18 protein-coding genes, 1 tRNA gene and 1 pseudogene are annotated in these 18126 nt (G+C 72.2%); 2 read left to right on the top strand and 18 right to left on the bottom strand.

From position 1 onward, the window contains the following. The 8 genes and pseudogenes from ACFV1W_RS26910 to ACFV1W_RS26875 all read right to left on the bottom strand — a co-directional run. A partial coding sequence (locus ACFV1W_RS26910) for an endo alpha-1,4 polygalactosaminidase (protein WP_380419812.1) occupies positions 1–440 on the bottom strand: 440 nt, incomplete at its 3' end. 22 nt (positions 441–462) lie between these two features. Further along, the gene (locus ACFV1W_RS26905) at positions 463–1158 is read right to left on the bottom strand and encodes a spherulation-specific family 4 protein (protein ID WP_380419811.1); all 696 of its coding nucleotides are present in this window, start codon (positions 1156–1158) and stop codon (positions 463–465) included. Further along, complete coding sequence (locus ACFV1W_RS26900) at positions 1155–2072, bottom strand: NAD-dependent epimerase/dehydratase family protein (RefSeq protein ID WP_380419810.1); 918 nt, start codon at positions 2070–2072, stop codon at positions 1155–1157. Before ACFV1W_RS26900 ends, ACFV1W_RS26905 begins: the two co-directional genes overlap by 4 nt. Before the next feature lie 125 nt (positions 2073–2197). Then, positions 2198–2899 (bottom strand): annotated as a pseudogene (locus tag ACFV1W_RS26895) (NDP-sugar synthase); the annotation flags it as partial. Between the two features lie 73 nt (positions 2900–2972). Then, positions 2973–3965, bottom strand: a complete 993-nt coding sequence (locus ACFV1W_RS26890; protein ID WP_030278478.1) for an SDR family NAD(P)-dependent oxidoreductase — start codon at positions 3963–3965, stop codon at positions 2973–2975. A 98-nt stretch (positions 3966–4063) separates the two neighbouring features. Further along, positions 4064–5617: a hypothetical protein gene (locus tag ACFV1W_RS26885; protein WP_380419809.1), complete on the bottom strand. Its 1554-nt coding sequence runs from the start codon at positions 5615–5617 to the stop codon at positions 4064–4066. Between the two features lie 150 nt (positions 5618–5767). Next, the gene (pelF, locus tag ACFV1W_RS26880) at positions 5768–7273 is read right to left on the bottom strand and encodes a GT4 family glycosyltransferase PelF (RefSeq protein WP_380419808.1); all 1506 of its coding nucleotides are present in this window, start codon (positions 7271–7273) and stop codon (positions 5768–5770) included. Positions 7274–7387: 114 nt separating this feature from the next. Next, positions 7388–9676: a hypothetical protein gene (locus ACFV1W_RS26875; protein ID WP_380419807.1), complete on the bottom strand. Its 2289-nt coding sequence runs from the start codon at positions 9674–9676 to the stop codon at positions 7388–7390. A gap of 464 nt (positions 9677–10140) precedes the next feature. Between ACFV1W_RS26875 and ACFV1W_RS26870 the strand changes: the two genes are divergently transcribed. Further along, a complete protein-coding gene (locus tag ACFV1W_RS26870; RefSeq protein ID WP_380419806.1) occupies positions 10141–10980 on the top strand; it encodes a tyrosine-protein phosphatase in 840 nt (279 codons plus the stop codon). Between the two features lie 12 nt (positions 10981–10992). On the opposite strand, the gene ACFV1W_RS26865 is transcribed toward ACFV1W_RS26870, so the two are convergent. From ACFV1W_RS26865 to ACFV1W_RS26830, 8 genes are all read right to left on the bottom strand, one after another. Next, entirely contained in the window at positions 10993–11880 is an 888-nt protein-coding gene (locus ACFV1W_RS26865; RefSeq protein WP_380419805.1) for an RNA polymerase sigma factor SigF, read from the bottom strand. Positions 11881–12025: 145 nt separating this feature from the next. Next, positions 12026–12865: an RNA polymerase sigma factor SigF gene (locus tag ACFV1W_RS26860; RefSeq protein ID WP_030278490.1), complete on the bottom strand. Its 840-nt coding sequence runs from the start codon at positions 12863–12865 to the stop codon at positions 12026–12028. A 276-nt stretch (positions 12866–13141) separates the two neighbouring features. Then, positions 13142–13435 (bottom strand): Dabb family protein, encoded by a 294-nt coding sequence (locus ACFV1W_RS26855; protein WP_380419804.1) that lies wholly within the window; start codon positions 13433–13435, stop codon positions 13142–13144. Between the two features lie 12 nt (positions 13436–13447). Further along, a complete protein-coding gene (locus tag ACFV1W_RS26850; RefSeq protein ID WP_188304848.1) occupies positions 13448–13612 on the bottom strand; it encodes a hypothetical protein in 165 nt (54 codons plus the stop codon). A gap of 451 nt (positions 13613–14063) precedes the next feature. Next, positions 14064–14150 (bottom strand) — tRNA-Ser (locus ACFV1W_RS26845). A 67-nt stretch (positions 14151–14217) separates the two neighbouring features. Beyond that, positions 14218–14745, bottom strand: coding sequence for a tRNA adenosine(34) deaminase TadA (gene tadA / locus ACFV1W_RS26840; protein WP_380419803.1), 528 nt, complete (start codon positions 14743–14745; stop codon positions 14218–14220). A gap of 50 nt (positions 14746–14795) precedes the next feature. Further along, complete coding sequence (locus ACFV1W_RS26835; protein WP_380419802.1) at positions 14796–15353, bottom strand: tRNA adenosine deaminase-associated protein; 558 nt, start codon at positions 15351–15353, stop codon at positions 14796–14798. A 291-nt stretch (positions 15354–15644) separates the two neighbouring features. Continuing rightward, positions 15645–15881, bottom strand: coding sequence for a hypothetical protein (locus ACFV1W_RS26830; protein WP_380419801.1), 237 nt, complete (start codon positions 15879–15881; stop codon positions 15645–15647). A 162-nt stretch (positions 15882–16043) separates the two neighbouring features. Between ACFV1W_RS26830 and upp the strand changes: the two genes are divergently transcribed. Further along, complete coding sequence (gene upp / locus ACFV1W_RS26825; protein ID WP_030278500.1) at positions 16044–16679, top strand: uracil phosphoribosyltransferase; 636 nt, start codon at positions 16044–16046, stop codon at positions 16677–16679. A 63-nt stretch (positions 16680–16742) separates the two neighbouring features. On the opposite strand, the gene ACFV1W_RS26820 is transcribed toward upp, so the two are convergent. Together ACFV1W_RS26820 and ACFV1W_RS26815 are read right to left on the bottom strand one after the other, a co-directional pair. Continuing rightward, positions 16743–17423, bottom strand: coding sequence for a LytR C-terminal domain-containing protein (locus ACFV1W_RS26820; protein ID WP_380419814.1), 681 nt, complete (start codon positions 17421–17423; stop codon positions 16743–16745). Positions 17424–17674: 251 nt separating this feature from the next. Further along, positions 17675–17971: a type II toxin-antitoxin system VapB family antitoxin gene (locus ACFV1W_RS26815; RefSeq protein ID WP_030273186.1), complete on the bottom strand. Its 297-nt coding sequence runs from the start codon at positions 17969–17971 to the stop codon at positions 17675–17677. Positions 17972–18126 lie beyond the last annotated feature (155 nt).

Genomic DNA, 18126 nt, shown 5'->3' with positions numbered 1-18126 from the left:
TAGCAGATCACCTTGCGGCCCTTGGCGTGCAGCGCGGCGACCACCGAGGCGTCGTTCTCGAAGCCGTCGATGTCGTAGACCGGTACGTCCACCGACTGGTCGACGGGGCCGCCGCCGAGCTGCCACTGCCAGGCCAGGCCCGGGGTGGGCTGCCAGCGGGTGCCGGCGGAGGGCTGGGCGGTGGCGCCGGGCGGGGTCGTGGTGCCCGGGGCGGTGGTGGTCCCCGGGGCCGGGGTGGTGCCGGTGGCGCCGGGTGTGCCGGGGGTGGTGGAGCCGTCGCCGGGGGTGCTCGGCGCGGTGGCCGCTGGCGAGTTGCTCGGGGTGCCGTCGGCCGAGTCCTGGTCGTCCTCCGAGCCCGAGCTGCTGCACGAGCTGACCAGCAGTGCGGTGACGGTGGCGAAGGCTATGGCGGCCGGCAGCAGCCGGGTGCGGCGGTTCACGGTAGTCGAACTCCGGATCGGGTCAGGTCAGTTCAGCGGCGGTGAGGCCGTGGGGCAGGGTGCGCCAGGGGTTCTCGCCGGCGCCCGGTACGGCACAGCCGACGCCGGCTCGCCGGGCGGCGATCAGTGCGGAGGCGTCCTGGGCGGACTCGGCCGGGACGTCGTAGACCAGGTGGCAGAAGCGGGAGGCCGCGTGGCGGCCGGTCCACAGCGGCAGGGTCATCGCGCGGTACGTGTCCCAGTCGCCCTCGAAGGTGACCAGCAGGTCGGCGAGGCCGACCTCGGCGTAGCCCGGGTCGGGGTGCTCGCCGTGGCCGAACACCACGGTGCCGCAGCCGGCCGCCCGGGCGGCGGTCGCGAGCCGCCGGTAGTGCGCCAGCGCACCCGGGTGGGTGGCGACCTGGTCGAGGTACACGCCGGTGATGCCGTGCCGCTGTCGGTACGTCAGGACGTCGGCGACGACGGCCGCGTGCGGCCTGCGGCCGTAGTCGGTGTCGGCGTAGCCGACCAACGGCAGCCCGGCCGCACGGAGTTCCTCGGCGGCGTCGGCGAAGACGTGGTCCGGCACCTCGCCCGGACCGTCCGCGAGGTTGATCACCACGGCGGCGATGCGGGCGGGGTCGGCGGCGGCGACCGCCCGCCAGGCCGCCGGGTCCACCGCGGGGTGGACGTACAGCGGCACCAGCAGGCGGCCGTCGGGGGTGGTCCCGGCGGTCATGCGACCACCGGGGTCGACGTGGGCCCGGCGGTGTCGAGCCACAGGTCGCGCAGGGTGTCGGTGAGGGCCGTCTCCGGGCGCCAGCCGAGCTCCCGGGCGGCGGCCGACACGTCGGCCTGCTGCCAGGAGACCCCGGCCGAGCGCTCGGAGCCCGCCCCGCTCTCGTCGATCCGGCCGGTGAAGCCGGACGCCGCGACCAGGCCGTCGGCGATCGCCCGGACCGGCTGGGCCCGCCCGGAGGCGAGGTTGAGCACCCGGGGGAGCGGACGCTCGGCGGCGACGGCCAGGCCGACTGCCTCGGCGACGTCCCGGGCGTCCACGAAGTCCCGGTAGGCGGAGAGGTCCCCGACCGTGACCACGCCGTCGGCGCCCTCGGGCGCCACCCGGCGCAGCTCGGCCGCCAGCCGGCCGGGCAGCGAGCCCGCCGGGGCGCCCGGGCCGACCGGGTTGAACACCCGCAGCACCACCGCGTCCAGCGGGGAGCCCGCGACCGCGAGGGAGCCGGCCAGCTTGGTCGCGCCGTACACGCCGACCGGACGGGCGTCGGCGTGCTCGGTGAGGGACTCGCCCTCCGCGCAGACGCCGTACTCGCCGGCCGAACCGATGTGCACCAGCCGGGCCTTCGGGGCGCCCAGGGCGAGCGCCTCGCAGAGCACCGCCGGACCGCGGGCGTTCACCTCGGCGAGCTTGACCGCGCTGCCGGCCACCGCGCCGGCGAAGTTGACCACCGCGTCGGGGGCCAGCGCGGCCAGTTCCTCACCGAGCGGGCCGGCCTGGGCGGTGCCCAGGTCCAGCCGGAGATCGTGAGCGGGCCGCCGGCCCGCGGTCAGCACGGTGGCCCCGGGCAGCGACCGCAGGACGGCGGAGGCGTGACGGCCCAGGAAGCCGTCGCCGCCGAGCAGCAGGATCCTCACGCGGCCCGTCCGTCACTCTCGGCACCCGCGGCGGCGGGTTCCTCGGCCGCGTCGTCCGGGGCGGTGCGGGCGGCCGGGAGCGGCAGCTCCGCGACGCCCGGCACGGTGGCGGCCGACTCGAAGGGCATCAGGACCGGGCGGATCGACGAGAACTCGGCGTTCGCCCGGTCGTAGTCGTCCGGGCGGCCGATGTCCAGCCAGTAGCCGCCGAAGTCGTAGGCGGCGGGCGGGGTGTCGGCGGCCAGCAGGTCGAGCACCAGCTCGTCGAAGCCCAGCGGCAGGCCGGGGGTGTACTTGGCGAGCGCCGCGCGGGAGACGCCGTACACGCCCATCGAGACCCGGTAGTCGATGCGGGGCTTCTCCTGGAAGCCGGTGATGGTGCCGGAGTCGGTGGTCAGCACCCCGAAGTCGATCTTCACCTGGCGGGCGTAGGTCGCGATGGTCAGCGGGGCGCCGGACGCCTCGTGGTGCCGGAGCACCCCGGCGAAGTCCAGGTCGGTCAGGATGTCGCCGTTCATCACCAGGAAGTGCTCCGGCAGCCGGTCCTGCATGGTGAGCAGCGGGCCCATCGTGCCGAGCGGGCTGTCCTCGACGGCGTAGCCGACCCGCAGGCCCCACTGCGAGCCGTTGCCGACGTAGGCGCGGATGATGTGGCCGAGGTGGCCGATGGCCAGGGTGACGGTCTTGAAGCCCGCTGCGGCGAGCTGGCGCATCACGATCTCCAGGATCGCGTGCTGGTCGCCGATCGGAACGAGCGGCTTGGGAAGCGCGGTGGTGTACGGGCGGAGGCGGACGCCCTTACCGCCGGCCAGGATCACTGCGTGCATGGTGTTTCCCCCACGGAAAGGATGTGTAGGACACGAACCCCGGATACCAGGACGGGCACGATCGTTACGACGGTCAGACGTTGTAGATGTCGGTCTTGTAGCGAGCCAGGTTGGCCGGGTCGCGGAAGAACTCGATGGTCTGCTCCAGGCCCTGCTCCAGGCTGAACAGCGGCGCCCAGCCGGTGGCCTCGCGCAGCCGGGTGGCGTCCGCGACCAGGCGCATGACCTCGGAGTTGGTCGGACGGATGCGCTGCTCGTCCTCCTTCACCAGCAGGTCGACGCCCATCAGCTTGCCCACCAGGGTGACCAGGTCGCCGACCGAGATCTCGCCGCCGGTGCCGGCGTTGAAGGTCCGGCCGACCACCGTCTCGGCGGGGGCGGTGCCCACCGTGCGGAAGGCGTTGGCGGTGTCCTTGACGAACATGAAGTCGCGGGTCGGGCGGAGGTCGCCGAGGGTGATCTCGGTCTGGCCGGCCGCCACCTGGGCGATCACGGTCGGGATGACGGCGCGCATCGACTGGCGCGGGCCGAAGGTGTTGAACGGACGCAGGGTGACGACCGGGGTCTCGAAGCTCGCGTGGTAGCTGTCGGCCAGCCGGTCCCCGCCGGCCTTGGAGGCGGCGTACGGGGACTGGGTGTTGATCGGGTGGTCCTCGGTGATCGGCACGGTCTGCGCGGTGCCGTAGGTCTCGCTGGTGGAGGTGTGCACCAGGCGCGGGATCTCCAGGTGGCGCACCGCCTCCAGCACGTTCAGGGTGCCGGTGACGTTGGTGTCCACGTACGAGTGGGGGGCGCGGTAGGAGTACGGGATCGCGATCAGGGCGGCCAGGTGGTAGACCGCCTCGGTGCCCTTGACCAGGCCGTTGACCGAGCCCGGGTCCCGGACGTCGCCGAGGACGATCTCGACCGAGTCCAGCACCTCCGGGGACAGGGTCTCCAGCCAGCCGAAGGAGGAGAAGGAGTTGTACTGGACCATCGCGCGGACGTGGTGCCCGTCGGCGACCAGGGTCTCGACGAGGTGGGAGCCGATGAAGCCCTCGGCTCCGGTAACCGCGACGCTGCTCATGCGGATTCGCTTTCTCGATTTCGGGAGCGGCCGGGCGTCCCGTGACAACCGGCCGATGGTGTTCTCGGTGGAGGCTGGCCCTCAGCGGAGCTGAGGTGTCAGCGGTGTTGGGTGGTGCGGCCGAGCGCGGGCCCGGCGGTGGCGGTGAGGACGAGTGCGGCCGCCCCGCAGCCGATGAGCTGCAGGACGATCGGGTCCGCACCGGTCAGCAGCCCGACGCTCTCGGCGATCGCGGCGGCCAGACAGATGAGGGCGGTGCTCCAGCTGAACCCGAAGGCGTTCAGCAGCAGCGCCAGCCAGAGCGAGCCGCCCAGGAGCAGCATCGCGCCGAGCTGCGGCACGCCGAGCGACGGGGCGCCCGGCCACAGCACGGTCGCGGCGGCGTCCAGCGCGGCCACGGTGGTGAGGTAGATGAACAGGCAGCCGAGCAGGATCCCGCCGGTGCGGCGGGTGAACTGCCCGGTGGTGTGGCTGGTGCGCAGCGCGGCCACGGCCATCGCCCGGTAGCGGAACAGCAGCCACTCGGCGAGGCCGAGACTGAGCGTCAGCGCGATCATGGCGGGACCGGTCGGGGTGGTCTTCACGTCGGCCACGGGGCGGGTGTGCCCGGGGTGGGCGTGCACCACGTGGGAGGCGGCGTGCACGGCCTGGTGGATGGTCTCGCCGAGGCCGGCGATCAGCGTGAGCGCGCCGCAGGCCAGCCCGAACAGCAGGTGCGGGACCTCCTGGCGGATCGGCAGTTTGAGTTCCACGCCGTCCCGTTCCCCGCCGCGGGCCGCGACCAGCAGCTCCCGGACGGCCAGGCCGACCGCCAGTGCCACCGAGGCGAGCAGCACCACCGTACGGACCGACTCCGGGACGTCGACCGCCAGCACCACGCCCGCGCCGACCGAGGCCGGAGCGAGCGCCAGCAGCAGGAACTTCTCCCGCCCGAGCACCAGCAGCGCGGTGGCCGCGCCCAGGTAGCAGGACTGTCCGGCGGCGAACCACAGGGCGCCGAGCGGCCCGCCGACCACGTACGCGGCACCGGAGGCCAGCAGCGCGCCGATCGGCGCGCCGATCGCCAGGCAGACCGCGGCCTCCCGGCGGCGCAGCCGGCCCAGCCAGCGGTACGCGCGGTGCGCCAGCGCCTGGTTGAAGCCCCAGCTGACCAGCGTGGCGATGGACAGCGCGAGCATGCCCGAGGGCAGGCCGAAGCGCATCCGGGTGGTCGCGAACAGGTTGGCGCCCAGCAGGTAGCCGAGCCCGGGCAGGGCGAACACCAGGCCGCGCACCACGCAGCGCCAGGGGTCGGCCCGCCAGGGATTGGCGAACTCGGAGCTCTGGCCGGGGTAGCGGCGCTCGACCTTCTCGAACAGCTCCTCGGCGACGGTGAAGGCGTCGGGGCGGCCGTACAGCAGGGCGGCCTGCTCGTCGGAGAGGCCGTCGGACTCCAGGAAGGCCGCGATCTCGTACGGGTGGACGGCGTCGGCGCAGATGTCGTGCAGGCGCTCGGCGAGCTCGTCCAGCGGGTCGTCGGAGAGGCCGAGCTGCTCCGCGGGGTCGGGCTCGACGGGCGGGGCGGGGCGGCGGCGCTTCATCGGCAGGGTGCGCAGCTGCATCGTCCGCTCGGTGCCGCCCTCGTCCGGAACGAGACGGATCGGACCGCTCATGCACCCACCTCGCTGCGCTCGGCGGCCGCTTCGCGGGACGCGCACCTGTTGAGGGCTCGCTCGCTTCGCTCGCTCATGCACCCACCTCGCTGCGCTCGGCGGCCGCTTCGCGGGACGCGCACCTGTTGAGGGCTCGCTCGCTTCGCTCGCTCACGCACCCACCTCGCTGCGGGCGACGGACAGCTGCGGTTCCCAGTCGGGGCTGGGGACCTGGTCGGTGACGGCGACCACTCCGCCGGGCATCCAGCGGGAGGTGCCCAGGAGCTCGGTGTAGATGCCCCGGAAGCCGTCGATGTTCTGGCGGAGCGTGAACTGTTCGATGACCCGCAGCCGGGCCCCCTCGCCGAGCCGGGCGCGCCGCGCGGGGTCGCGCAGCAGCTCGATCGCGGCGGCGGCCATCGGCTCGGGCTCGCGCGGAGGGACGACCAGTCCGGTGTCGCCGACCGCCTCGCGCACGCCGCCGACGTCGGTCGAGACCGTCGCGCGGCCGCAGGACATGGCCTCGATCAGGGTGAACGGGAAGCCTTCGCTGATGCTGGAGAGCATCACCACGTTGCCCGCCGCGTACGCGTCGGTGATGTCGGCGACGCGGCCCTCGAAGGCCACCGAGTCGGCTACGCCGAGCTCGGCGGCCAGGGCTATGCAGCCGTCCCGGTACGCCTCGCCGCCCTTGGGGGTGCCCCCGAAGAGCCGCAGCCGCGCCTCGGGGATCTCTCGGTGGACGATGGCGAAGGCCCGGATCAGCGTCTCCAGGTCCTTGATCGGGTCGACCCGGCCGGCCCAGCTGAGGGTCGGCGTCTCGGGCTCGGGGCCGGCGGGCGGGAAGGCGGCCGGGTCAACGCCGTTGTAGACGGTGCGGATGTGGGTGGAGGGGGTGCCGCCGCGCTCCTCCCAGCGCCGGTTGTACCGGTTGCCGGGGGTGACCAGCGCGGCCCGCCGGTAGCTCTCCTCGGCGAGCATCCGGTAGAAGCCGAGCAGCAGCGCCTTGACCGGCCAGCGGTACGGCCCGGTGCGGTAGCCGAGGTAGCGCTCGCGCAGGTAGATGCCGTGCTCGGTGAGCAGGAACGGTACGCCGTACTGCTGGGCGGCGATCAGCCCGGGCAGGGTGGCGAGGCCGCCGCTGGCCGCGTGGGCGACGCCGTCGGTGGGCGGGTCGACCGAGAGCGGCCGCAGCGCGTGCTCCAGCAGGTCCGTGGCGTTCAGCGCGTCGTGCAGGGTGGGCCGGGACACCGCGGTGGGCAGGTAGTCGCGGGTCCACACGTGCTGGAGGGTGCGCAGGGCGCGCTCGCTGCGCAGCGCCGGGCTGAGGAGCCCGCGCCGGGCGAGGTCGGCGAAGCCGTACAGCTCGGTGCCGAAGTGGGTGGTGTAGACCGGGTCGAGGATGGAGTGCAGGAAGCGCTCGTACGCGTTGAGGAAGCGCCGCATCTCCTTGCCGCGCGGCGGTCGGGCCTCCGAGGCGGGGCCCCACAGCGGTGCGGTGGTGACCGACCGCACGTTGGCGGGCAGCTCCCAGGCCAGTGCTTCCTGGCCGGTCCCGGTGACGGCGATGATGTCGAAGTCGACGTCCGGCATGCCCTGAACGAGCTGGTCGCACCAGACGCTCACGCCGCCGTGCTGGTGCGGGTACGTCCCCTCGGTGAGCAGGGTGACGCGCATCTCCTGTCCCCCCTCCTGTTCTTGCGTCGTTTGTCCGGCCTGGGTGGCCGGAGCGGGAGCCGTGGCGGGGCCGGGCCGGTCGCCCGGCCCGACCCCGCCAAGGGGTGTTACGGGTTACCGCTTGCCGGAGTGCTGGGCGCCGTTGCCCTTGACGGCGTCCTTGCCGGGCACCGCGATTCCGCTGCCGGGCACGAGGGACTTGGCGGCGGGCTTGCGGGTGGTGTCGCCAGGGCCCGCCGGGACGGGGGTGGCGACGCCCTGCGGCACGACCTTCTTGTCCGCCGGCGCCGGTGCCGGCACGGACTTGGCCGCGACGCTCGGCGCGACGGCGGCCGGGGCGGCCGGCGCGGCGGCGGACGGGATCTGCAGGGTGACGCTGCTCTGCAGGGCGGCCGGGGACGCCCAGCCCGAGAGCGTACCGGCGTAGGCCGAACCGAAGGCGGCCGTACCGATGGCCATCTTCTGAGCAGTTCCGGTCGGCATGGTGGCCTGGATCTGAACACCGGCCGGCGCGCTGACGGTGACGGTGTTGCCGATCCGGTAGGCGGTGACCTGGCCCGAGGCGAGGGCGTTGTTCCACGCCGCGCGCTTCTGGAACTCCTGGCCGGTCTCGCGCTCGCCGAGGTTCACGATCGGGGTGCTGTCGGCGTAGAGCGAGCGGTAGGTGCCGAGGACCTTCTCCAGCACCGGGTACAGGATCCGGTCCTCGGAGAGGTTCGACTGGTGCACGAAGTGCGGGCGCGGGTCGTTGCTCAGCACGTGGCCGAGGTCGATCCGGGCCTCCAGCGGCACGATGTACGACTGGTAGCCGGTGCTGGTGTCCAGCGGCGCGGGCAGGCAGGTGGAGTTGGCGTTGTTCTCGCAGACGCCGCTGCCGCCGTTGGCCTTGCTGGTGTAGATCCAGTTGTACTCGTCGGTCTCCTCCTTCGCCGAACCGGCGTTGTAGAAGACGTTCATCGGGTACCGCGGCACGGTCAGCGTGGACGAGCCGACGGCCCGCTGGGCGGGCTCGCGGGAGGCGTCGCTGCCGGTGAACTTGATGCCGTTGGCGGCCAGCGCCGGCGCCAGGTTCGGGTTGTCGCTGGTCTCCTGCGGGGCGGTGAGCAGACCCGAGTGCTCACCGGTGACGAGCACCTGCGGGTCGACCTTGAGGCCGTTGGCGGTGGCCCAGTCGAAGTTCTGCTTGATCTGGGTGGAGATGGTGTTCTGGTCGGTCCAGACGGTGTTGCCCGCGGCGTCCTTGGTGCACTTCCACGGCACCACGCTGACGTCCTGCACGCAGCCCAGGTAGGGGTGGGTGTAGGTGTGGTTGACCCAGCGGTAGCTGTTCTGGTCGGTGATCAGCTGGTTGGCGGTCGGGTCCACCGTGGTCTGGTGGTCGGACTTCCAGTCCTCGCTGCCGCCGCCGTTGAACACCATGTCCAGCGTGAAGTTGTTGGCGGTCTGCCACTGCCTGAGGTACTGCGCGTCCGCCTGGGTCATCCGGATCGGGTTGGTGCTGTCCGGGGTGCCGGGCGGGCAGGTGACGTCACCGGGGGTGCACTTGAGCACGGTGTCCCAGCGGTCGTCGGCCAGCAGAACGTCGTCCACGTGCGTGGCGAAGTAGTTGCGGTCGTAGCCGAGGTGGACGCCCTGGGTGATCCAGTCGACCATGCCGCGGGCCAGCAGCCGGTACTGCTGCTGGTACTGGTTGTAGACGAAGGTGACGACCAGCTCCTTGCGGCCGTCGTGGGTGTACTCGCCGACCAGCGAGCCGCGGCTGGTCGTGTTCGGTATCGCCGCGTCGACCAGCGGGACGAAGGACGCACCGGACGGCAGGTTGGCGAGCGGGGTCGCCAGGTAGCCGTAACTCTCGCTGACGTTCGGGTCGTTGTCCTCGAACGGGACGTTGCCCTTGAGGTACCCGAACGGACCGGAAGTCCCGGCCGTGGTGGTGGCCGCCTGGAATCCGTCGAGGGTCCCGACGAATCCCGGATTCTGGGCGTAGTTCAGTCCGACCGCCGGACTGGCCCAGGTGTAGGCGTCGATCTGCCGGACGTTGAAAGCGGCTTCGTACGTGGCGATCGCCGTCATCTCGGCGGCGCTGTTCGGGAAGGGGTTTTCGTTGGGCAGCACGATGCCCTGGTACTTGCCCCGGGGGAGCCCGTTCACCGTGTCGCTCAGGAAAGCCGAGTTGATGACGGGGCGGTTGGGGTCATTGAGGCTGACGACCTTGTACGGCGTGCCCTGGCTCTTCAGCTCGGCGGTGATCGCCGCGACGGACGGACCCCCGTCGTCGATGACCAGGACGGTGAGGTCGATCCTGGGCGGCGTGGTGTCGCCGTGGGCCAGGGTGGTCTGCAGGCCGCTGGCCAGCAGAACTGCCGCTGCGCAAGCGGCAACTCTTCGGGTCGTGTGACCCATGTCTGATCCTCCCCTTGGGTCAGGCGCCGCGCTGCTCGGCGCTCGCCTGCCCGTGTAGCTGTTCGCGGGCAGCAGGCTGCCCGGCGCCCATCCTGGTCGAGGGTCGACGGTGCGAGGGACCAATTGGGCGAGAGTGCAGCGAACCTGTTACCAACGTTCATGGTGAAGCCATGGAGGCGCTGATTGTGACCGCAACCGGACCGCCCGCGCAAATAATGAATTGAAAATGAAAAACCGGAAGCCGACTGCTACCGCTGGTTACCGACTGTGCTGCTCACACGGATCCGTGGGGCACCTACACTGTCGTCGTTGCGGCAGACACTCTTGCACATCTTGCCGCTCCAATGGGCAGGTTCATGCAATATCGGGCACCGCTGTGCCATGTGACAGTCCGAATATGCAATGGAGGCTCGCGGGTGACCGATGGTCGGATCGCATCCGAGCGAATCGGGGACGTACGGAATGTGCTCACGGAGCCGGAGCGGGCGGTCCTGGTCGGCCGCAGCCTCGGCCTGCGCGGTGCGGTCAACGCCCGGGATCTGGGCGGCTACCGGACGGCCGGAGGGCGGGTGGTGCGCGGCGGCGTGGTCCTGCGCAGTGACGGCCTGAACCGCGTCACCGCCGAGGACCTCGACCCGCTGGGCGCGCTCGGCCTGCGCGCGGTGGTCGACCTGCGCAGCTCCGACGAGATCCGTGAAGCCGGTCCGGACCGGTTGCCGGACGGCGTCGCGACCCACCATCTCCCCTTGCTGGCGGTGGACTTCGACATCAGCGCGACGCTGCGCGGCGCCCTCTCCGACCGCAGCGCGCGCAAGCAGCGCAGCCTGCTCGGCAACGGCCGGGCGGCCGCCATGATGACCGGCCTCTACCGCTGGTTCGTCACCGATCCGGTGGCCCGCGAGCGCTTCGCCGCCCTGCTGCGGCTGCTGGCCGCTCCGGGCGGCGTGCCGTTGCTGTTCCACTGCTCGGCCGGCAAGGACCGCACCGGCTGGGCGGCCGCGCTGGTGCTGACCGCCCTGGGCGTGGAGCGCGAGACCGTGTCCGCCGACTACCTGCTCACCAACGAGCGCTCCGCCGCCGTGGTCGAACGGGTGCTGGCGGACTTCGGCAGCCGGGGCCTGATGCGCGAGCCCGAGCTCCTCCTGCCGGTGTTCCGGGCCGACCGCGGCTACCTGGACGCGGCCTTCGCGGAGGTCGAGGCCGGCTGGAGCGGCTTCGACGCCTTCTGGCGGGAGGGGCTCGGGCTGGACGAGGACGTGCTGGACGGGCTGCGCGCCAACCTGCTGGACGGCGCCGCGGGGTGAGCCCGGCGGCGGTCAGCCCTCGCTGATCAGCCCCTCGCGGAGCTGGGTGAGCGTCCGCGTGAGCAGCCGGGAGACGTGCATCTGGGAGATCCCGATCTCCTCGCCGATCTGCGACTGGGTGAGGTTGCCGAAGAACCGCAGCATGATGATCCGGCGCTCGCGCGGCGGCAGCTTGGCCAGCAGCGGCTTGAGCGACTCCCGGTACTCCACGCCCTCCAGCGCGAGGTCCTCGTAGCCGAGCCGGTCGGCCAGCGGGCCCTCGCTGTCCTCCTCGCCGGGGCTGGAGTCCAGCGAGCTGGCGGTGTAGGCGTTGCCCACCGCGAGGCCCTCGACCACGTCCTCCTCGCTGACGCCGAGGCAGGCGGCCAGCTCGGCGACGGTGGGCGAGCGGTCCAGCCGCTGGGACAGCTCGTCCCCGGCCTTGGTGAGCGCCAGCCGCAGCTCCTGGAGCCGGCGCGGCACCCGGACCGACCAACTGGTGTCCCGGAAGAAGCGCTTGATCTCGCCGACCACGGTCGGCATCGCGAAGGTGGGGAACTCCACCCCGCGCTCCGGGTCGAAGCGGTCGATCGCCTTGATCAGGCCGATGGTGCCCACCTGGACGATGTCCTCCATCGGCTCGTTGCGGCTGCGGAAGCGCGCCGAGGCGTACCGGACCAGCGGCAGGTTGAGCTCGATCAGGGTGTCGCGGACGTAGGTGTGCTCCTCGCTGCCAGGGGCCAGCGCGGCCAGCCGCAGGAACAGCGAGCGGGAGAGCGTCCGGGTGTCCAGCCCGGAGCCGGGCGGTGCCTCGGCCGGTGCCCCGGAGCCGGCCCGTTGGAGCGGGATCCGGTCCTCGGCGACCGTCGTGCCCTCGGCCTGACCAGCGTGGATCTCCGCAGTGCCCAGCTCTCCGGACATGCGCCCACCCCCTTGTGACTGACAGTTGAACGGGGGCCGTCGCGCGGAGGTTCCCGGCAGGGGCCCACCCCCCTCCATACCGGAACACGGTCCACGGCAAACCCGAACGTCGCAAGACGTCACGCCGGGGTAACGCGCTGCAATCTCACTCTTCCCAGGAGTTGCCGGTCCGAAGCCTCGTCAGGATGCGGGAGAGCAGTCGGGACACGTGCATCTGGGACATCCCCAGCTCGGTGCTGATCTGCGACTGGGTGAGGTTGGCGAAGAATCGCAGCATCACGATCCGCCGCTCCCGTTCGGGGAGCTGGACCAGCAGGTGGCGGACCATGTCGCGGTGCTCGACCTCGGCCAGCGCGGAGTCCTCGTAACCGAGCCGGTCCAGCAGGGCGAGGCCGCCCTCGTGCTCCTGGGCGGCCTCCAGGGAGGCCGCGTTGTAGGCGCGCCCGGCGTCCAGGCAGGCCCGGACGTCCTCCTCGGGGATCCGCAGGCTGGCGGCGATCTCGGGCACCTTGGGGGCCCGCCCGTGCAGCACCGTCAGCTCCTCCATGGCGCCGCTGACCTGCACCCACAGCTCCTGGAGCCGGCGCGGGACGTGCATGGTGCGGACGTTGTCCCGGAAGTAGCGCTTGATCTCGCCCAGGATGGTCGGCAGCGCGTAGGTGGGGAACTGGACGCCCCGGGTCGGGTCGAAGCGGTCGATCGCGTTGATCAGGCCGATGGTGCCGACCTGGACGACGTCCTCCATCGGCTCGCTGCGGCTGCGGAAGCGGGTGGCCGCGTAGCGGACCAGCGGGATGTTCACCTCGATCAGCGCGGCCCGGACCCGCTCCCGCTCGGGGGCGTCCGGGGGCAGCTCGGAGAGCCGCTCGAACAGCACCCGGGTGAGCGTCCGGACGTCCACGGCGGGCCGGCCCCCGGGGCCGCGCAGCCCGTCCGGGCGGAGCTCGCCGGCCGGGCTGATGATCGCAGCCAGCACCTCGTCCACGGACACGTCACCCCTCCCAAAGTCGACAACGGCGGGCCCTGCGGATCGGGTGTCGGGGCTGGTTCACACCTCGCCATGTCCGGCAAAACCGGTCATAGCATCACAAGGTGGGCGCAGGTCGGGCAAGCACCCGGTGGAGGTGTGTTGGTGAGGGGCCCGACCTGACCGGCGCCCGTCGGCGAGGCGCCGCACGGGTCGTTCCCGGACAGAGCAGAACGCCCCGCCCGGACACCGGGCGGGGCGAAGCGGGCCGTCCGGGGGACGGCCGGGCGGGGATCAGACCTCGATGTCGGCGATCACCCAGGTGGCGAACTCGCGCCACTGGCCGGCCGCCGCCTGGTGGGCGGGGTGGGTCAGGTAGGCCTGGAGGGACTCGCGGTCCTCGACCAGGCTGTTGATCGCGTAGTCGTACGCGATGTCGCGCTCGGTGGTGTTCCAGCCGCACTCCCACTCGCGCAGCTCGGGGATCAACGAGCCGAGTTCGGCGAACGCCTTGTCGCCGGCGAGCACGCGCCGGTCGTCCCTGGCGACGCCCTCGTTGAGCTTGAACAGGACGAGGTGGCGGATCACGATGGCCGCTCCTTACTTGATCAGACCGGTCATGAAGGTGCCGACCGCCTTGGCCGCGTTCGAGATGCCCTCGAAGCCCAGCTGGACGAGTTCGGCGGACCGGGCCGGTGAGGTGATGATCGAGTAGAGCACGAAGATGAGCAGGAGGGCCATGCCGATCTTCTTCGCCTGCGCCATCGTGACCTTCCTCCCTGCGGTGGGCCGCCGTCATCCGGGTCCCCGAGCGGCCCTGCAGGGCAGCTTATCCACCGGACGGGCTATCAAGTGTGCGCCGCGTTCGTCCGGCGGGACGAAGGTCCCCGGGAGTGGGGCCCTTCTCCGGGTGTCCGGCCGTCGGCCGGACGGCAGGATGGAGGGCGTGCCGAGGGTCTGGCAGGAACCCCCGGCGCGTGGATCCGGAGATCCCCGCTGTGGGACCGGTCGTCGCGGCTCCGCCCCCCTGACGCGGCACCGGTTGTGGGACTCCGCCGGGGGAGCGGTGAGTCCCCCGAGCCGCTCCCCCCTCCAGGCTCCGTACCAGCCGGGCCGTGGTGGTCACCGGCCCGGAGTGCGGGGCCCTTTCCGCGTCCGAGGGTGCGCGGAAACGCCGAGGGCCCGTCCGGATCGGACGGGCCCTCGGGCTTTCCAGCGGTAGCGGTGGGATTCGAACCCACGGTGGAGTTGCCCCCACACACGCTTTCGAGGCGTGCTCCTTTGGCCGCTCGGACACGCTACCGAGGGGAACTCTACCGGACGGGTGGCGCGGTCACGAAATCCGTGTCCGAGGGCGGCGCCCGGAGGGGTCAGCGGTGGGTGTCGAAGAAGGCGCGCAGCTGCTCGCCGCACTCCTGGGCGAGGACGCCCCAGATCACCTCGGGCCGGTGGTTGAGCCGGCGGTCGCGCATCACGTCGAAGAGCGAGCCGGCCGCGCCGGCCTTCTCGTCGAGGGCGCCGTAGACCACCCGGTCGATCCGGGACAGCACGATGGCGCCGGCGCACATCGTGCAGGGCTCCAGGGTGACCACCAGGGTGCAGCCGCTGAGCCGCCACTCCCCGGTCTTCTCGGCGGCCTGCCGGATCGCGACCACCTCGGCGTGCGCGGTCGGGTCGCCGACCGCCTCGCGCTCGTTGTGGCCGCGCCCGAGCACCTCGCCGTCGGGGCCCAGGACGAGCGCCCCGACCGGGACGTCCCCGGTGGCCGGCGCCAGGGCGGCCTCGGCGATGGCGAGGCGCATCGGCGCCGCCCAGCGGTCGCGGACCGGGTCGGGGCGGACGGGGGCGGGCAGCGGGGGGACGTGCGGGACGGTCAGCGGGGTGGATGCGGGCTGCATGGCATCCAGTGTCGGGCATCCGGTGGCGGACACCGGCCTGACCGGTGCCGCTACCGGACCGCCTCAAGTACCTCGCCGCAGCCCAGGGCCTCGGCGATCTCCTCCAGGGCGTCACCCGGCACCGCGCCCTCGCCGCTGAGGGCGAGCAGCTCGTCGGCGGCCAGACCGAACTCGGTGAGCAGATGGGCGTCGCCCAACGGGCCGACCGGGACGCCGCCACGGCCGTCCGCGTCCTCGTCGTCCTGCTCCTCGGCCTCGGCCTCCTCGTCCAGCAGGTGGTCGAGGTCGCCGAACTCGCTCTCGCCGGCCTGGTCGACCAGCTCGTCGGTGAGGACGGAGCCGTAGGAGCTGCGGGCGGCGGCGGCGCCGTCCGACACGAAGATCCGCGGGTCGTCCTCACCGTCCACCCGGACGATGGCGAACCAGGCGTCCTCCTGTTCGATGAAGATCAGGACGCTGTCGTCGTCCTGCGCGGACTCGCGGGCCAGGTCGGTCAGATCGGCCAGCGTTTCGACGTCGTCGAGCTCCGTCTCGCTCACATCCCACCCGTCCTCGGTGCGAGCAAGCACTGCAGCGAAGTACGCCACCAGGGACACTCCCAAGATCATCGGTCTCGGCTGTCGGCGCGCTCGGGCGACGCGAAAAACTGGCCGCCCCCGCGCCAGAGGCGGTCCGCTTGTTCGGACCGTCCCATCGGAATCGTGACAGAAAGCCCGCCCTTGCGGGGGGTGTTCGGCAGCGCGTCTTTGCAGGTCGTGTCGGAAGGGCCGGGCGACGGACGGCGGAGCCGGGCCGCGCCCGCCGAAGGCGGTCGAAATTTGGCCCGAACGCCTGTCGGACCGCCGACGGGCCGGCCGGGGGTCGGGGTCGCGGGGTGCGGGAGCCGGGCCGGACCCGGGTCAGATACGGAAGGTTCGCATCCGCATCGCTTCGCGCATCCGGCGTTCCTTGGTCCGCCGGGGCTGGACCCGCTCCCTCAGCTCACGGGCCTCGGTGAGCTCGCGCAGGAAGACGGCCCGCCGCCTGCGGCGCTCCGACTCGGTCTCCGGGGGGTCCTGCGGAGGGCCGGCGCGAAGCGCCGCCCCGCCGACGGGCTCCTCCGCCGAGCCGTCCCCGGCCTTCGGGTTGCTCGTCATGAGACGTGACATTCCCAGAACGGCCGGGTTGATACCACAGGAGCCGGTTCTGTCCGGACATCCGCCCTGCGTCACGGCGTGTCACGGAAAGGTGACCGCGGCCGGTGGGCGGCCTGGCACGGCGTGTCGTACAGGCGTCCAGGACCGGGCTAACCTCGGTACATGCGTCTCCACGTCGTCGACCACCCCCTGGTCGCCCACAAGCTCTCCACCCTGCGCGACGAGCGCACCGACTCGCCGACCTTCCGTCGCCTGACCGACGAGCTGGTGACCCTCCTCGCCTACGAGGCCACCCGGGACGTCCGCACCGACGAGGTGGAGATCACCACCCCCGTGGCGGTCACGCTCGGCACCCGGCTCAGCTACCCGCGTCCGCTGGTCGTGCCGATCCTGCGGGCCGGTCTCGGCATGCTGGACGGGATGACCCGCCTGCTGCCGACCGCCGAGGTCGGCTTCCTCGGCATGGTGCGCAACGAGGAGACCCTGGAGGCCTCCACGTACGCCACCCGAATGCCCGACGACCTGTCCGGCCGCCAGGTCTACGTGCTCGACCCGATGCTGGCCACCGGCGGCACCCTGGTCGCGGCGATCAGGATGCTGATCGAGCGCGGGGCCACCGACGTCACCGCCGTGGTGCTGCTGGCCGCGCCGGAGGGCGTCGAGGTGATGAAGCGCGAGCTGGCCGACCTGCCGGTCACCGTGGTCACCGCCGCGCTGGACGAGCGGCTGAACGAGAACGGCTACATCGTTCCCGGCCTGGGCGACGCGGGCGACCGGCTGTACGGCACGGCCGGCTGACCCTTCCGAACGTCCGAGAGCCCCCGGCCCTTCGGCCGGGGGCTCCGTTCTGCTGTCGTACGGTCAGCAGCTGCCGGTGGCGCTCGGGGTGGGGGAGGGCTTGGTGGCCAGGGCGAGGGCGGCGGCCGCCTGGTTCTCGTCCAGCAGGGCGTTGTAACTGTCGCCGATCACGAAGTCCACGCTGGCGTCGGTGCGGGCGTCCGCGGTGACGGTGGCGCCGGCGATCTGGGAGCTCACCAGGGTGCCTGCGGCGGCGCCGGTCGGGCCGGCGATCACCTGGGCGGTGCCGGGCACCTTCTTGTCCAGCTCGGCGGGCGCGTTGCCGACCTTGCCGATGACGAAGCCGCGCTTCTTGAACTCCTCGGCGGTCCGCCCGGCCAACCCGGCCTTGGTGGTGGCGTTGTAGACGTTCACCGTGACGGCCGTGGGCGCGGGGACGGCGTGCGGGTCCACCGCGGCGGCCGGGCCGCCGGAGGCCGCGGGAGCACCGGGGGTGGCGCCCGGGGTCGGGGCGGCCAGCGGCTTGCCGGACTGGTCGGCACAGGCCTGCGCGGAGGCGTTCCCGGACCTGCCGTGGAAGATGTCGTACAGCTGCACGCCGCCGAGGCCGATCAGGGCCAGGGCGAGCAGGGCCGCGAGCATGGCGATCACCTTGCGACTCTTCCTCGGTGGCCGGCCCAGCCGCGGATAGGCGTTGCCGGTGACGCGGTACTGCTTCCCCTTGAGGCCTTGGGGAGTCAACATGCTCACGGTTTGTCTCCCCCTCGTGCCGGGGTGGGGTCGGATGACGGGTCGGCCGGGCAGGGGCGTCCCCTGGTGCGGGCGGATCCCCTGGTCGCGGCCGTAGTCAGCAGCGTAGTGCCGGACAGCTGCGAAGGTACTAAACGATCATCATCTGGAGTACCGCCGGTACCCGAAAGGAGGTACCCGGGTACGCGCGGACCGCCCACCGCCGGGTGGCGAGGGGGCGGTCCGGTGAGGTCGACGTGCGGCCGTCAGTCCATTTCGAGGACACGGGCGTGCAGCACCTGGCGCTGCTGCAGCGCGGCCCGTACGGCCCGGTGCAGCCCGTCCTCCAGATAGAGGTCGCCGTGCCACTTCACCACGTGGGCGAAGAGGTCCCCGTAGAAGGTCGAGTCCTCGGCCAGCAGGGTTTCCAGGTCGAGTTGGCCCTTGGTGGTCACCAGCTGGTCGAGCCGCACCGGACGCGGGGCGACGTCAGCCCACTGGCGGGTGCTCGTCCGGCCGTGATCCGGGTACGGCCGCCCATTGCCGATGCGCTTGAAGATCACACGGAAAGCCTACCGTTCGGACGGCGGATGGCCCAGCAGCCGAGGGGGCGCCACGCGCACGGTTGTGAGCTGCGAGTGGGTGATTGAGGCTGTTTGATGGGAAATGTCGTGAACATCACCCGGTCGCGGCCGGTTTCAGGTCGTGCTTCCGGTCT

It is taken from the genome of Kitasatospora sp. NPDC059648, assembly GCF_042734825.1.
Classification (GTDB): domain Bacteria; phylum Actinomycetota; class Actinomycetes; order Streptomycetales; family Streptomycetaceae; genus Kitasatospora.
This window is presented reverse-complemented; position numbering and strand designations above follow the sequence as displayed.

What these genes read in the sequence shown, in the direction of transcription:
- ACFV1W_RS26835 (WP_380419802.1), bottom strand. Translation starts at nt 15,353, where the DNA reads ATGATCTTGGGAGTGTCCCTGGTGGCGTACTTCGCTGCAGTGCTTGCT.
- ACFV1W_RS26830 (WP_380419801.1), bottom strand. Translation starts at nt 15,881, where the DNA reads ATGACGAGCAACCCGAAGGCCGGGGACGGCTCGGCGGAGGAGCCCGTC.
- tadA (WP_380419803.1), bottom strand. Translation starts at nt 14,745, where the DNA reads ATGCAGCCCGCATCCACCCCGCTGACCGTCCCGCACGTCCCCCCGCTG.
- ACFV1W_RS26905 (WP_380419811.1), bottom strand. Translation starts at nt 1,158, where the DNA reads ATGACCGCCGGGACCACCCCCGACGGCCGCCTGCTGGTGCCGCTGTAC.
- ACFV1W_RS26865 (WP_380419805.1), bottom strand. Translation starts at nt 11,880, where the DNA reads ATGTCCGGAGAGCTGGGCACTGCGGAGATCCACGCTGGTCAGGCCGAG.
- ACFV1W_RS26850 (WP_188304848.1), bottom strand. Translation starts at nt 13,612, where the DNA reads ATGGCGCAGGCGAAGAAGATCGGCATGGCCCTCCTGCTCATCTTCGTG.
- upp (WP_030278500.1), top strand. Translation starts at nt 16,044, where the DNA reads ATGCGTCTCCACGTCGTCGACCACCCCCTGGTCGCCCACAAGCTCTCC.
- ACFV1W_RS26820 (WP_380419814.1), bottom strand. Translation starts at nt 17,423, where the DNA reads ATGTTGACTCCCCAAGGCCTCAAGGGGAAGCAGTACCGCGTCACCGGC.
- ACFV1W_RS26890 (WP_030278478.1), bottom strand. Translation starts at nt 3,965, where the DNA reads ATGAGCAGCGTCGCGGTTACCGGAGCCGAGGGCTTCATCGGCTCCCAC.
- ACFV1W_RS26875 (WP_380419807.1), bottom strand. Translation starts at nt 9,676, where the DNA reads ATGGGTCACACGACCCGAAGAGTTGCCGCTTGCGCAGCGGCAGTTCTG.
- ACFV1W_RS26885 (WP_380419809.1), bottom strand. Translation starts at nt 5,617, where the DNA reads ATGAGCGGTCCGATCCGTCTCGTTCCGGACGAGGGCGGCACCGAGCGG.
- pelF (WP_380419808.1), bottom strand. Translation starts at nt 7,273, where the DNA reads ATGCGCGTCACCCTGCTCACCGAGGGGACGTACCCGCACCAGCACGGC.